General features: G+C 74.5%; 11 protein-coding genes. 8 read left to right on the top strand and 3 right to left on the bottom strand.

The window, feature by feature from the left end:
* The first annotated feature begins 23 nt into the window (after positions 1-23).
* Positions 24-965 (top strand): TIGR03619 family F420-dependent LLM class oxidoreductase, encoded by a 942-nt coding sequence (locus AB3388_RS08725; protein ID WP_495410366.1) that lies wholly within the window; start codon positions 24-26, stop codon positions 963-965.
* On the opposite strand, the gene AB3388_RS08730 is transcribed toward AB3388_RS08725, so the two are convergent.
* Together AB3388_RS08730 and AB3388_RS08735 are read right to left on the bottom strand one after the other, a co-directional pair.
* Positions 940-1,929, bottom strand: coding sequence for an LLM class flavin-dependent oxidoreductase (locus AB3388_RS08730; protein WP_495410367.1), 990 nt, complete (start codon positions 1,927-1,929; stop codon positions 940-942). The genes AB3388_RS08725 and AB3388_RS08730 overlap by 26 nt on opposite strands.
* Before the next feature lie 127 nt (positions 1,930-2,056).
* The gene (locus tag AB3388_RS08735) at positions 2,057-3,595 is read right to left on the bottom strand and encodes an AMP-binding protein (RefSeq protein WP_495410368.1); all 1,539 of its coding nucleotides are present in this window, start codon (positions 3,593-3,595) and stop codon (positions 2,057-2,059) included.
* 67 nt (positions 3,596-3,662) lie between these two features.
* Here AB3388_RS08735 and AB3388_RS08740 point away from each other — a divergent pair, with 67 nt between their 5' ends.
* Positions 3,663-4,088 carry a pyridoxamine 5'-phosphate oxidase family protein gene (locus AB3388_RS08740; RefSeq protein ID WP_495410369.1) on the top strand — a complete coding sequence of 142 codons (426 nt, stop codon included), beginning with the start codon at positions 3,663-3,665 and terminating at the stop codon, positions 4,086-4,088.
* A 16-nt stretch (positions 4,089-4,104) separates the two neighbouring features.
* Here AB3388_RS08740 and AB3388_RS08745 read toward each other — a convergent pair whose 3' ends face one another.
* Positions 4,105-4,989, bottom strand: a complete 885-nt coding sequence (locus AB3388_RS08745; protein WP_495410370.1) for a TIGR03854 family LLM class F420-dependent oxidoreductase — start codon at positions 4,987-4,989, stop codon at positions 4,105-4,107.
* Between the two features lie 170 nt (positions 4,990-5,159).
* Between AB3388_RS08745 and AB3388_RS08750 the strand changes: the two genes are divergently transcribed.
* The 6 genes from AB3388_RS08750 to AB3388_RS08775 all read left to right on the top strand — a co-directional run bounded on the left by AB3388_RS08750 (position 5,160) and on the right by AB3388_RS08775 (position 11,796).
* Positions 5,160-6,884: a PP2C family protein-serine/threonine phosphatase gene (locus AB3388_RS08750; protein WP_495410371.1), complete on the top strand. Its 1,725-nt coding sequence runs from the start codon at positions 5,160-5,162 to the stop codon at positions 6,882-6,884.
* 100 nt (positions 6,885-6,984) lie between these two features.
* Entirely contained in the window at positions 6,985-7,497 is a 513-nt protein-coding gene (locus AB3388_RS08755) for a DinB family protein (protein ID WP_495410372.1), read from the top strand.
* 9 nt (positions 7,498-7,506) lie between these two features.
* The gene (locus AB3388_RS08760) at positions 7,507-7,812 is read left to right on the top strand and encodes a putative quinol monooxygenase (RefSeq protein WP_495410373.1); all 306 of its coding nucleotides are present in this window, start codon (positions 7,507-7,509) and stop codon (positions 7,810-7,812) included.
* Entirely contained in the window at positions 7,809-8,954 is a 1,146-nt protein-coding gene (locus AB3388_RS08765; RefSeq protein WP_495410374.1) for an iron-containing alcohol dehydrogenase, read from the top strand. The genes AB3388_RS08760 and AB3388_RS08765 overlap by 4 nt, the downstream gene beginning before the upstream one ends.
* Positions 8,955-9,034: 80 nt before the next feature.
* Positions 9,035-10,759, top strand: a complete 1,725-nt coding sequence (locus AB3388_RS08770; protein ID WP_495410375.1) for an N-acyl-D-amino-acid deacylase family protein — start codon at positions 9,035-9,037, stop codon at positions 10,757-10,759.
* Entirely contained in the window at positions 10,756-11,796 is a 1,041-nt protein-coding gene (locus AB3388_RS08775; RefSeq protein ID WP_495410376.1) for a phosphotransferase family protein, read from the top strand. The genes AB3388_RS08770 and AB3388_RS08775 overlap by 4 nt, the downstream gene beginning before the upstream one ends.
* The last annotated feature ends 15 nt before the right edge of the window (positions 11,797-11,811 follow it).

The raw sequence follows: 11,811 nt of genomic DNA on the forward strand, positions 1-11,811 counted from the left end.
GGAACCTGGCAGAGTCGTGCGGCGTGACGCGTGACCTGCCCCTGCTCGGGTTCGGCCTGCCGGTGTCGGGCGGCTGGGCGACGCCGGAGAACATGCGGCGCACCGCCCGTCGCGCCGAGGAGCTCGGGTACGCGTCGCTGTGGAGCTTCCAGCGCGTGCTCTACCCCGCCAGTGGCAAGCTCGACGCGCCGTACCGCACGGTGCACGACCCGCTCATCTCGCTCGCGCTCGTCGCCGGGCACACCGACCGGATCGGACTCGGGACGGCGACCATCTGCGCCCCGTACACCGCACCCGCGCTGCTCGCCAAGGCACTGACGTCGCTGGACGTGCTCTCCGGTGGCCGGCTCACCGCCGGGCTCGGGATCGGCTGGCTGCGGCAGGAGTACGCCGCCGCCGGCGTGCCGTTCGAGCGGCGCGGCGCACGGATGGACGAGTACCTGCGCTGCCTGACCGCACTCTGGACGCAGGACCCGGCCGAGTTCGCCGGCGAGTTCTACACGGTCCCGCGCTCGCACCAGAGCCCCCCGCCGGTGCAGCGACCGCACCCGCCGATGCTGCTCGGCGGCGCGGCCGAGCCCGCCCTGCGCCGCGCCGGGCGGCTCGCCCAGGGCTGGATCAGCAGCAGCCGGCACGACCTCACCCGCATCGGCGCGGACATCGAGACGGTGCGCGACGGCGCCCGGGAGGCCGGCCGCGACCCGGAGGCCCTGCGCTTCGTCGTCCGCGGCCTCGTCGACCTCGTCGACGACGACCCCGGCGGGCAGCGGCCGCCCCTCCACGGGACGCGCGAGCAGGTGCTCGACGACCTCGCGGCGCTGCGCGCGCAGGGTGTCACCGAGGTCTTCCTCGACCTCAACTTCTCGTCACGGGTCGTGTCTCCTGACGTCGACCCGGACGCGGCACTCGCCTATGCCGACCAGGTCCTGGAGGCGTTCGCTACCCGGCGTCCACCTTCGGCATGATCTCTTCCCGGAGACGCTTCATGTCGTCGAGGGTCTTGGCGACCGGCACGTCCGCGAACGGCGGCCAGAGGAGGGGCATCGTCAGCCCCACGTCCTGGTAGCGCTTGAGCGTGTCGGTGATCTGCGCGACCGTCCCGGCCAGCAGGTTGGTGCCCTTGCCGCGCGGCGTCTGGTCGGTCTCCTCGTCGGTGATGACGAACCAGATCATGCTGGAGATCTCGAGGTCGTCGATCGACTTCCCGTGCTGCTCCTCCAGCTCGCGCGCGATGGCGCCCCGCCACTGCTGGAGCTCCTCGGGCGTGTCCTGGATGCCGATCCAGCCCGCCAGGCCGTACTTCGCGACGCGGCTGGCCGCCCGCTTCGGGTCCCGGAGCCCGCTGAAGTAGATCGGCGGGTGCGGCTTCTGCAAGGGCTTGGCGCCGAAGCCGCACCGGTCGAAGTCGGCGAACTCGCCGTGGTACTCGAACAGGTCGTTCGTCCAGATGCCCTGCATGATCTCGATCGTTTCGCGCACGTGGGTGTGCCGCTTCGGGAAGATGTGCGACGCGCTCGCCGCGGCGAACTCCTCCGGCATCCAGCCCGCCCCGACGCCGACGTTGAGCCGGCCGTTCGAGAGGTGGTCCACCGTGGCGAGCTCGGTGGCGAGGACGCCGGGAGCCCGGTACGGCGTGTCGGTGATGCTCATCCCGATCCGCACCTTCGACGTCTTGGCCGCGAGCCACGGGATGAGCGGCCAGCCCTGGTACCACTGGCCGCGGGAGGAGACCGGCAGCGCCTTCGGGAACTCCTCCATCATGCCGAACGAGTACTGCAGCTCCTGTCGGTCGGAGGCCTCCGGGACGACGATCCGGTCGAGGGTCCAGACCGAGTCGAAGTCGAGCTGTTCGGCCAGGCTCGTGAGGTCCTCGAGCTCCTGGACGGTCACCTTGTCGCGGAAGTTCGGCAGGTAGAGGGCGAGCTTCATGGCGGGAGTCCTTCCCGAGCGGTCACGGGCCTCGATGGCCGACGCTGTCGTCGGGTGGCACCTCCGAGCCATCCGACTCGCCTGCCGAGGCGGACCGTAACAGCTCCCCGGGCGGGCGTCGCCCCCCTCAGGCGCCGGCCGCCTGGAGCCGCTCGCGCAGCTCGCGCTTGAGGACCTTGCCGTAGTTGTTCGTCGGCAGGGCGTCGACGAACCGGTAGTCCTTGGGGCGCTTGTACCGGGCGATGTGCTCCAGGCACGTCCGGTCGAGGTCCTCCGTCGGCGGCGGCGCGGCGCCGTCGGCGGCCACGACGAAGGCGACCACCGCCTCGCCCCACTCCGGGTCGGGCCGGCCGACGACGGCGACGGCCCGGACGCCGGGGTGGCGGAGCAGTGCCTCCTCCACCTCGCGGGGGTAGATGTTCATCCCGCCGCTGATGATCAGGTCCTTGGACCGGTCCCGCAGTGTCAGATAACCCTCGTCGTCGAAGCTGCCGACGTCCCCGGTGTGCAGCCAGCCGCCGCGCAGCGACTCGGCCGTCGCCTCGGGCTGCTTCCAGTAGCCGGCCATCACGACGTCGCCCCGGACCACCACCTCGCCGATCTCGCCGACGGGGAGATCGCGGTCCGCGCCGTCGACGACGCGGACCTCGACGTCGGTGCGGGGGAAGCCGACGCTCTGCAGGCGCTCCCGCCACCGCGGGTGGTCCCGGTCGGCGTGGTCGGCCTTGGACAGGCCGGTGATCGTCATCGGCGCCTCGCCCTGCCCGTAGATCTGGGCGAGGCGGGGACCGAAGACGCCGAGGGCGTCCTCCAGGTCGGCCAGGTACATCGGCGCGCCGCCGTAGACGATCGTCTTCAGGTGGGACAGGTCCGCGGCGGCGACGGCACGGTCACCGGCCAGGCGCTTCACCATGGTGGGCGCGGCGAACAGCGACATGCCGGGCCAGCGACCCAGGAGGGCGGCGATCTCGTCGCCGTCCACGCCGCCGGAGTGCGGCACGACGCTGACCGCTCCGCGCGCCACGTGGGGCAGCGCGTACAGCCCCGAGCCGTGCGACAGCGGCGCGGCGTGCAGGATGCAGTCCTCCGGCATCACCTGGTCGATGTCGGCGAAGTAGCTCAGCGACGCCATGAGCACGTTGCGCTGCGTGAGCGTCGCTCCCTTGGGCCGTCCGGTGGTGCCGCTCGTGTAGAAGAGCCAGGCCGCATCCCCCGGCTGCCGGTCGGCCAGCGGCGCCGGCGGCGACCCCGTGAGCCGGTTCCACCGCGGTCCGGGCGCGAGCACCGCCGCCCGCAGCCCGTCGACGGCGCCGACCAGCGACTCGACGTCCTCGGCGTGCTCGTCGTCGGTCACGACGACCGCCGACCCGCTGTGGCCGAGGATGTAGCCGATCTCGTCGCGGTGCAGCCGGGCGTTGACCGGCACGGCCACGAGACCGGCGTGCCAGACGGCGAACAGCGCCTCGAGGTACTCGGGCCGGTTGCGCATCACGATGGCCACCCGGTCGCCCGGCGACAGCCCGAAGCTCTCCCGCAGGCCGCCGGCCGCGGCGGCCGTCCGGCCGGCGAACGCCCGCCAGCTCGCGTGCACCCGGTCGCCGTCCGCCAGGGCCGGGGCGTCCGGGCGCCGTCGGCCGTGGCGCTCCACCCACGCTGCTACGTTCATCGCACACCCACCTGCTGAGGTGACAGCGAGTAACGGACGCCCAGGCGCCCGGGTAAGCGTAGGCCCGATGAGGCTCACCGAGACCGAGGCGCGTGCGCGACTCGCCTCGCACGACCACGGCGTCCTGTGCACGGTGCACGCCGAGCGCGGCGTCGACGCGGTGCCCGTCGTGTACGTGGTGGACGACGACGGCTGGGTCGGGGTCCCCATCGACCGGGTCAAGCCGAAGTCGTCGTCGCGGCTGCAGCGGGAGCGGAACCTGGAGGCCGATCCGCGGGCCGCGCTGCTGGTGGAGCACTGGGACCGCGCCGACTGGTCCCGGCTGTGGTGGGTGCGCGCCGAGCTGCGGGGCCAGGGCGACGCCGCGGCCGCCCGGACGGCGGAGCTCGCCGCCCGGCTGGAGCGCGCCTACCCGCAGTACCGGGACCAGCCCTTCACGCGGGTGCTGGTGCTCCGGGTCGTCGGCGTGACGGGATGGGCCGGCGACCGGTGACCGCGGGTCAGCCCGATCAGTTCTCCAGGCTCGACAACTGCGCGGCGAAGTCGGTCGCGAGGCGCTCCCACGAGCCGGGATGGGCGGCCGGGCGCACCACGAACTTGCTGACGCCCGCGTCCACGTAGCGGGACACCAGCTCCCGCGCGCCGGCCCATCCCAGCGCGACCAGCTCGAGCGGATCGGCGTCCGGGCGCCGGGCGAGGGTCTCCGCGAGCACCGCGTCCGCGGCATCGTCGAGGACGACGCGCAGCGACATCCCGTAGTGGTCGGGCTCGATCGCCCTGCCCGCCTCCGCGGCCGCCGCGGCGATGGTCGCCACTGCGGCGGAGGACTCGCTCGGCGTGAGCAGGCTGCCGAGCCATCCGTCCGCGAGCCGCCCTGCCCGGCGCAGCGCACCGGCGGCCGACCCGCCGAGCCAGAGGTCCGGCGGGCGCGACGGCAACGGCCCGATGCCGATCCCGTCAACGTCGAAGAACTCGCCGTGGAAGGTCACGGTGGGCTGCTCCAGCAGGAGCCGGACGAGCTGCATCGCCTCGTCGAGGACCGCGCCGCGACGCCCGCCCGGAACGGGGAACAGCACCCGGTCGGCGGGGCGGAACGGCTGCAACCCGAAGACCGGCAGGATCCGGCGCGGCGCCAGCCACGCGAGCGAGGCGACCTGCTTGGCGACCAGGGCGGGGTGCCGGCCCGGGAGGACGGTCACCGACGTCCCCACCTTCAGACGGGTGGTCCGGGCCGCGGCGTGCGCGAGCCCGATCATCGGCTCCACCTGCGCCGACTGGGTCTGCTCGGACAGCCACAGCGAGTCGATGCCGGCTTCCTCGATCCGTCCGACCACGGTCGCGAAGTCGTCCGCCGGGTGCAGCGGGCTCAGGCCCAGCCCGATCCGGATCTTCATGTCGTCTCCGTTCCGCACCGTCCCCGTCGTCGCGGTCATGCTCCCCGTGTCCAGCGCGGTGTGGATGACTAGGCGCACTCGGCCGGAATCACGCCGTAGCGTGTGTACCGGTGCCGTGGAGCCGTCGGACGACCGGCGCAGCCGCGTGTCGCACCCGCGAGGGAGGACAGGTGGGAGCCAGGCCGCTCGATCCCGACGGCACCGGCGAGGACCGGCGGCCGGCCACCTCGCTGGCCGCGGAGCTGGCGGTCGCGTCGGCCGGGGTCGGAACCTTCACCTGGGACCTCGACACCGGCGAGTTCGACTGGGACGACCGGCTGCTCGCGCTGTTCGGCTACGACCGGCGGATCCACGGGTCCCAGGACGTCGGGACCTTCGAGTCCCGCCTGGACCCCGAGGACCTCACCCGGCTCCGGCTCCTGGCGCGGACGGCGATCGACACCTGCGGCGACTTCGACACGCTGTGCCGGATCCAGGGAGTGCACGGCGACACGCGGTGGATCTCGGCACGCGGCCGCGCGCTCTGCGGCCCGCACGGCCGGGCGACGCGGCTGCTCGCCGCGGCCCGGGACGTCACCGCCGAGCGGACCCGCGAGCCAGTCCTCAGGCGCGTGCCGGGGAGCATCGCCGTCGACGCCGCGACCGCCCGGCTGCGCCTGATCCTGCAGGTCGGAGCCGAGCTCGCCGGCACGCTGGACGCGTCCGTGGTCGCCGAACGGCTGCCGCGCCTCCTCGTCCCGGCGCTCGCCGACGGTTGCGTCGTGACCGTCATCGACAGCCGGGGCGTCCCCGACGCCCTGGGCAGCTGGCACGCCGACCCCGCCCGCCGCGGCCCGCTGGAGGCGTACGCGAGGGAGCGACGTGCCGTCCTCGCGGGCATCTCCGGTCTGCAGGGGGCCTGGAAGACCGGCGGCCGCGCGCAGACGAGCTTCGCCGACGCGCTCGAGGACCTCCCGCCGGGCCGGGCGCGGGAGCTGTTCGCCCCGCTGGCCCCGGCCTGGGTGATGGTCGTGCCGATGCGCGCGGGCGGCCGCATCCTGGGCGTCCTGACCCTGTTCTACGACGGCGGCGAACCGGACGCCGAGGACACGGCGACAGCGCAGGAGATCGCCGACCGCGCCGGGCTGTCGCTGGGCATGGCCCGGCAGTACGACCTGCAGCACCAGCTCGCCGAGCAGCTGCAGCGCAGCATGCTCACGGCTCCGCGGCAGCCCGACGGCGCCGAGATCGCCGTCCGCTACCTGCCGGCGGCCGAGGCCGCCGCCGTCGGCGGGGACTGGTACGACGCGTTCCCGCAGGCCGACGGCTCGACGATGCTGGTCATCGGGGACGTCACCGGCCACGACACCGCGGCGGCGGCCACGATGGGCCAGCTGCGCAGCCTGCTGCGCGGGATCGCGACCACGCACGACGACGCGACGCCGGCCGCGGTGCTGACCAGGCTCGACCGGGCGATGCGGCTGCTCGGCATCGACACGCTGGCCACCGCGGCCGTCGTCCGGCTCGAGCGGGCGCCGGACGGCGGGTTCGTGGTGCGCTGGTCGTCGGCCGGGCACCTGCCGCCCGCCGTCCTGAGCCCGGCCGGGGACTCCCGCTGGCTGACCGGCGCCTCCGGACCGATGCTCGGCCCCGGCCTGGGCCATCCCCGGCAGGACGGCGCCGCGGCGGTCGAGCCCGGCAGCACCGTGCTGCTCTACACCGACGGGCTCGTCGAGCGCCGCCACATCGGTCTCGACGCCGCGCTGGCCCGGCTGCAGGAGGCGCTGTCCGGGCTCGCGGACCGGCCGCCGGCGCAGCTGTGCGACGAACTCCTGCACCGCCTCGTCCCGGGCCACCCGGTCGACGACGTCGCCGTGCTCGCCGTCCGCCTGAACCCCCACGACGCGAGCGGTTGATCGTCTGCGATCTGCGGACGCCGATCGGCGTCCCATCCGGCACTCGCTCCCCCTAGCGTCGGCACCGTCCTACCGGAGGACGACGGGAAGGGGAGATCCCATGACCGGCACGACCACACTCACGCGCGAGCGGGCCGACCTGATCGAGTCGCTGCGGCGGCACCGGGCCTTCCTGCGCTTCACCGTCCGCGGCCTGACCGACGAGCAGGCGCTGCGGCGGCCGACCGCCAGCGCACTCAACCTGGCCGGGCTGATCAAGCACGTGGCGGCCACGGAGGCCGGATGGGTGCGGTTCGCCGAGGGCGGAGCGGACGCGATGCACCGCAACTGGGGTCCGGATGCCCTGGCCCGGCACTGGCACCTCGCGCCCGGGGAGACGCTGGCGGGGGTGCTGTCCGACTACGAGGCGGTGGCCAGGCACACCGATGAGCTGGTCGCCACCCTTCCGGACCTCGACGCCGAGCACGAGCTGCCCGAGGCCCCGTGGTTCGAGCCGGGCGCGCGCTGGTCGGCCCGACGGGTCTTCCTGCACGTCATCGCCGAGACCGCTCAGCACGCCGGTCACGCCGACATCCTGCGGGAGTCGATCGACGGCCAGAAGACGATGGGCTGACACCGTCCGATGCTCGTCGTCCACGTGCACGTCCGGATCAGGCCGGAGGACGCCGAGGCGTTCCTGGCGGAGACCCGGCGCAACGCGTCGGCCTCGCTGCAGGAGCCCGGCGTCCGCCGTTTCGACGTGCTGCACGACGAGGCCGACGCCGGGCACGTCGTCCTCACCGAGGTGTACGTGGACCAGGCGGCGGCCGACGCGCACAAGCGGACGGCGCACTACGCGCGCTGGCGCGACGCGGTCGCCGGCCTGATGGCCGAGCCGCGCGCCTCGACGCGCTTCACCGCCGTCTTTCCCGGGGACGACGGCTGGTGAGCGGGTTCGACCTCGCCGTTCCGCGGAGGGTGCTGTTCGGGCCGGGCCGTGCCGCCGAGCTCCCGGGGCTGCTGCCCGCCCTGGGCCGGAGGGTGCTGCTGTGCACGGGGGCGGACCCGGCGCGCCACCGCCACCTGCTGGGCGGGGTCGACCCGGTCGCCGTGGTGACCGTGCCGCACGAGCCGACGGTCGGCGACGTCCGTGCCGCGACCGCGGAGGCGCGCCGCGCCGGCGCCGACGTGGTCGTCGCGATCGGCGGGGGCAGCGTGCTGGACCTGGGCAAGGCGGTCGCGGTGCTGCTCGGCAACGGGACCGATCCGCTCGACCACCTGGAGGTGGTGGGCCGCGGGATGCCCGTCGAGCGCCCGGCCGTGCCGTACGTCGCGGTGCCCACCACGGCGGGCACCGGTGCCGAGGCGACCGCCAACGCCGTGCTCAGCTCACCCGAGCACGGCCTCAAGGCGAGCATCCGCAGCCCCCATCTGCTGGCGGCGGTCGCCCTCGTGGACCCGCTGCTCACGCTCAGCTGCCCGCCGGCGGTGACCGCGAGCAGCGGGCTCGACGCGCTGACCCAGTGCCTGGAGCCGTACGTCTCGCCACGGGCCAACCCGGCGACCGACGCCGTGGCGGCCGAGGGGCTGCGGCGGGGTGCCGGGGCCCTGCGGCGCGCCTACGAGCACGGCGAGGACGCCGAGGCCCGCGAGGAGATGGCGCTGTGCAGCCTCTTCGGCGGCATCGCGCTGGCCAACGCCAAACTGGGCGCGGTGCACGGCGTCGCGGGCGTCGTCGGTGGCATGGTCGACGCACCGCACGGCGCGGTCTGCGCCGTCCTCCTGGCACCGGTGGTCGAGGCGAACCTGCGCGCGCTGCGCGAGCGTGCGCCGGGCTCCGCCGGACTGCGCCGCTACGCGCAGGTCGCCCGGCTGCTGACCGGACGGGACGACGCCACGGTCGAGGACGGCGTGGCCTGGCTGCGCGCGACCGTCGTCGCGCTGGACGTGCCGCCCCTGGCGGAGGTGGGCCTGCGGCCGGAGCGGTACGCCGAGGTCGCCGAGAAGGCGGCCCGCTCCAGCAGCATGCAGGGCAACCCCGTGCGGCTCACCGCGGCGGAGCTGGTCGGGGTGCTCCACGCCGCGGCGTGACCTGGGCTGTGGGAGGCCCTACTGTCCGAGACCAGAGCCCGCATCGTCGGGGTGGCCCGGTCACGGGGAGAAGACGGCGCATGCCCGAGCACGACGTGGTGGTCCGGGGCGGCACGGTGGTGGACGGGACCGGGGCGCCGCGCCGCACGGCGGACGTCGCGATCACCGGCGACCGCATCACCGAGGTGGGGCGGGTGGCCGGCCGCGGGCGGCGCGAGATCGACGCCGAGGGCGCCGTGGTCGCGCCCGGCTTCGTCGACATCCACACCCACTACGACGGCCAGGCGACCTGGGACTCGCGGCTGCAGCCCTCGGCGTGGCACGGGGTCACCTCGGTGGTGGCCGGCAACTGCGGGGTCGGGTTCGCCCCGGTCGTGCCGGCCCACCACCAGCGGCTGATCGACCTCATGGAGGGCATCGAGGACATCCCCGGGACCGCCCTGCACGAGGGGCTGCCGTGGAACTGGGAGTCCTACGCGGAGTACCTCGACGTCCTCGGCGGACGGCGCTTCGACCTGGACATCGGCACCCAGGTGCCGCACGCGGCGCTGCGCGTGCACGTCATGGGGGAGCGGGCGGTGGCCGGCGGCGCGGCGACGGGCGAGGAGGTCGCCGAGATGGCCCGCCTCGCGGCGGCCGCGGTCGAGGCCGGCGCGCTGGGGTTCTCCACGTCGCGGACGCTGAACCACAAGAGCGTGGACGGCGAGCTGACGCCGTCCTACGACGCCGGCGTCGACGAGCTGATCGCGATCGCGACCGCGGTCGGCGCCACCGGCCGCGGCGTGCTGCAGCTGGTCACCGACTTCCTCGACGTCGACGTGGACGTCGACATCATGCGGCGGATGGTGCAGGCGTCCGGCCGGCCGCTGTCGGCGTCGCTGGTGCAGAGCCACTTCGACCCCTCCGGTTACCGCAAGGTGCTCGAGCGGCTCGCCGAGGCCCAGGCGGACGGCCTGGCGATGCGGGCCCAGGTGGCCGCGCGCGGCGTCGGGTTGGTCATGGGGCTGGAGCTCACCCTGCACCCGTTCATGACCAACCCGGTCTGGCAGGAGATGGCCGCCCTCCCGCTCGCCGAGCAGGCCGCCCGGCTGGCCCGGCCGGACACGAGGGCGGCCGTGCTGGCCGCACAGACCGGCGAGAAGAGGACCGCCCTGATCGGCGGCCGGCTCATCGACAAGTACCACCTGATGTACGAGCTGTCCGACCCGCCGGACTACGAGCCGGACCCGGCCGACTCCCTCGCCGAGCGCGCCCGGCGCGAGGGCCGCGAGCCCGCCGACCTCGCCTACGACGTGCTGCTGGCCGACGGCGGCCGCGGCCTGATCTACGTCATGACGGCGAACTGGGAGGACCGCAGCCTCGAGCCGGTGCGCGAGATGCTCGAGCACCCGTGCACGCTGCCCGGTCTCTCCGACGGCGGCGCGCACGTCGGCTCGATCTGCGACGGCTCGTTCCCGACGACGCTGCTGCAGCACTGGGCCCGTGACCGCGCGCACGGCACGCTCGGCCTGGAGTTCCTCGTGCGGCGGCAGAGCCGCGACACCGCCGCCGCCGTCGGGCTGACCGACCGCGGCGTGCTCGCGCCGGGCTACCGCGCCGACCTCAACGTCATCGACCTCGACCGGCTGCGGCTGCGGCGGCCGGAGGTGCACCACGACCTGCCCGGCGGAGGACGACGGCTGCTGCAGCGGGCCGAGGGCTACCGGCACACCGTCGTCCGGGGCGTCGAGACCTACACCGACGGCGCGGAGACCGGCGAGCTGCCCGGCCGGCTGATCCGCGGCCCGCAGGCCGTCCCGGCGTGAGCGGGTTGCTCGCACCGGCGGGTCTGGATCCGCGGGCTCCGGCTCTCCGGAGGTGGCTCGACGAGCACGTTCCCGGCGCGATCGGCCCCTACGACGCCACGCTGATCGCCGGCGGCCGATCGAACCTCACCTATCGCGTGAGCGACTGCCACGGTCACGCCTTCGTCCTGCGGCGGCCGCCGCTGGGTCAGGCCCTGTCCACCGCGCACGACGTGCTCCGCGAGCACCGGATCTACGCGGCGCTGCAGCACTCCGCCGTCCCGGTCCCGGCGATCCACGGGGCCTGCGCGGACCCGGACGTCATCGGTGCGCCGTTCTTCGTCATGGACTTCGTCGAGGGCGCCGTGCTCAGCTCGGTGCAGGCCGCGGACGGCTATCCGCGCGAGGCCAAGGTCCCACTCGGCCTGCACCTCGTCGAGGTCATGGCCGCGCTGCATGCCGTCGATCCGGACGAGGTCGGCCTGGGCGACCTGGGGCGCCGCGACGGCTACATCGAGCGGCAGCTGCGCCGGTGGCGACGGCAGTACGAGACCTCCGGCAGCGCCGACCGGCCGCTGCTGGACCGCGTCGCGGGCATGCTCGCCGCGGCGATCCCGCCCCAGCGGTGGACCGGCATCGTGCACGGGGACCTCCGCCTGGGCAACGTGCTCGCCTCGCCCGCCGGGCGGGTGCGGGCCGTCCTCGACTGGGAGCTCACGACGCTCGGCGACGAGCTGGCCGACCTCGGGTGGCTGCTCATGGGATGGGCCGAGCCCGGGGAGCCGTTGCTGCTGCCGAACATGAACGCCAGCGGCTCCGCCGGTTTCCCGCCGCGCGTCGACCTGGCGGCCCGGTACGCCGAGGTCACCGGCCGGGACCTGTCCGATCTGCCGTACTACCGCGCGTTCGCCTTCTGGCGTTCGGCGTGCATCAGCGTCGGCGTCCTGGATCGCTACGCCGGCGGGCACATGGGAGGGCAGATCGACACCGAAGCGGTGGCGAGCGCCATGCGAGGCGCGGCCGAGCACGCGCTCGCCCTTGCGACGGACCTGGTCTGAGCCGACGGTTGCGCT

This window comes from Geodermatophilus sp. SMS 5-13 (assembly GCF_059428245.1).

Excerpts from the sequence above, each read along its gene's own strand:
- AB3388_RS08730 (WP_495410367.1), bottom strand. The coding sequence starts at position 1,929 with ATGAAGCTCGCCCTCTACCTGCCGAACTTCCGCGACAAGGTGACCGTC.
- AB3388_RS08735 (WP_495410368.1), bottom strand. The coding sequence starts at position 3,595 with ATGAACGTAGCAGCGTGGGTGGAGCGCCACGGCCGACGGCGCCCGGAC.
- AB3388_RS08740 (WP_495410369.1), top strand. The coding sequence starts at position 3,663 with ATGAGGCTCACCGAGACCGAGGCGCGTGCGCGACTCGCCTCGCACGAC.
- AB3388_RS08745 (WP_495410370.1), bottom strand. The coding sequence starts at position 4,989 with ATGAAGATCCGGATCGGGCTGGGCCTGAGCCCGCTGCACCCGGCGGAC.
- AB3388_RS08755 (WP_495410372.1), top strand. The coding sequence starts at position 6,985 with ATGACCGGCACGACCACACTCACGCGCGAGCGGGCCGACCTGATCGAG.
- AB3388_RS08760 (WP_495410373.1), top strand. The coding sequence starts at position 7,507 with ATGCTCGTCGTCCACGTGCACGTCCGGATCAGGCCGGAGGACGCCGAG.
- AB3388_RS08770 (WP_495410375.1), top strand. The coding sequence starts at position 9,035 with ATGCCCGAGCACGACGTGGTGGTCCGGGGCGGCACGGTGGTGGACGGG.